The sequence below is a fragment of the Rhizobium sp. No.120 genome (genome assembly GCF_054558365.1).
In genome coordinates, this window is sequence record NZ_BAAJNQ010000050.1 from 1 (window position 1) to 1,402 (window position 1,402).

The 1,402-nt window shown below is 54.1% G+C and carries 1 protein-coding gene; it reads right to left on the reverse strand.

The genetic code is table 11. The features are described from left to right. Window positions 1-284 precede the first annotated feature (284 nt). Window positions 285-1,322: an IS110 family RNA-guided transposase gene (locus ACYJRZ_RS31875; RefSeq protein WP_459465519.1), complete on the reverse strand. Its 1,038-nt coding sequence runs from the start codon at window positions 1,320-1,322 to the stop codon at window positions 285-287. Between the last annotated feature and the right edge of the window lie 80 nt (window positions 1,323-1,402).

Below are 1,402 nucleotides of genomic sequence, written 5' to 3' on the forward strand. Positions count from 1 at the left end.
CATATGTGGACGGCCCCCGACTCGCAAGATATTTCGAAATAATTTGATCTGATCGCTTGCGTTCATATGTCCGGCCTGTTGTTGCGTTCGCACATGAACGCTGGCCAAGATGGTTTCCGCGACACAGGTCCCAAACATCAAGGCGGCCTTGACGGGCCAATGGGAATCCCGGGGTATCCTATGTCCCGGATCGATCGATCACACCATCTGCTATTATCTTGCAAGTTGTAGTATTGCCAACACGTGGTGAAGATCAGGATACCCCTGGTCTTGCTTCCCAATCTTCATGTGGCGCATCCCGTCGAAGCCGGTCCTGATTGCGCGCTGTACGTCTCTTCAGAGACCATGAGCTTCCAAGCTATGCGCGCCATCTTGTTGGCGAGTGCGACAGCTGCCAGTTTAGGCGGCTTGCGCTTAAGCAGTTCCGCCAACCATCGAGAAGCCTTGCCAGATCGCCGCGCGTGATGAATGACAGCGGTTGCTCCATTCACCAGGATGGCCCGCAGAGCTTCATCGCCGGCTCGCGTGATACCACCGAGCCGCAGCTTGCCGCCGGTCGAGTGATCTTTCGGCGTCAGCCCTATCCAAGCTGCGAACTGGCGACCAGATTTGAAGAGTTCTGGAGCGGGAGTCTTCATTATCAAAAGAGCCGAACCGATTGGTCCAATGCCGGGAATGGTGTTGAGACGTATGCTGCGTTCGTCGTTACGCTGCCATGCCTTTACCTTGGCCTCAACATCCGCAATCTTCTTCTCCAGTTCAGCGTATTCCTCGGCCTGGCTCATGAACAATTCCTGTGCGAGCTCTGGCACAGTTTTCTCAACTTTTACCCTTTCGAGCAGCATCGGAATATGTGCTAGCCCCTTAGCTGCAGAAATGCCGAATTCATTGGCGTAACCCCGGATTGCGTTGGCGAGTTGGGTTCGGTTAGCTATCAGACGGGTACGGACGCTGATCAGCATGAGTGCTGCTTGCTCATCAACTGTCTTAACCGGAACAAACCGCATCGTTGGGCGGCTCATCGCCTCGCACAGCCCTTCGGCATCGGCAGCGTCATTCTTGTTCCGCTTGATATATGGCTTGGCGAGTTGTGGCGCGATCATTTTTACTTCATGTCCAAATGAGGCGAGTAAGCGCGCCCAATGATGCGAACCACCACAGGCCTCGATCGCGACCAAAGTTGGCGGGCAGGTGGTGAAGAAGTCGATCATCTCCTTACGTCGCATTTTCTTACGCAAGACCGGCTTCTCCCCGGCATTCACGCCATGCAACTGAAAGACATGCTTTGACGTATCCATGCCAATACGAATAATCTTGTTCATGGGCGGCCCCTTCGATTGAGATCTTAACAGCTCATTCTGGCACATTTCGATGCCGTTCAGGGGCCGTCCACTCCAACATC

Excerpts from the sequence above, each read along its gene's own strand:
- ACYJRZ_RS31875 (WP_459465519.1), bottom strand. The coding sequence starts at position 1,322 with ATGAACAAGATTATTCGTATTGGCATGGATACGTCAAAGCATGTCTTT.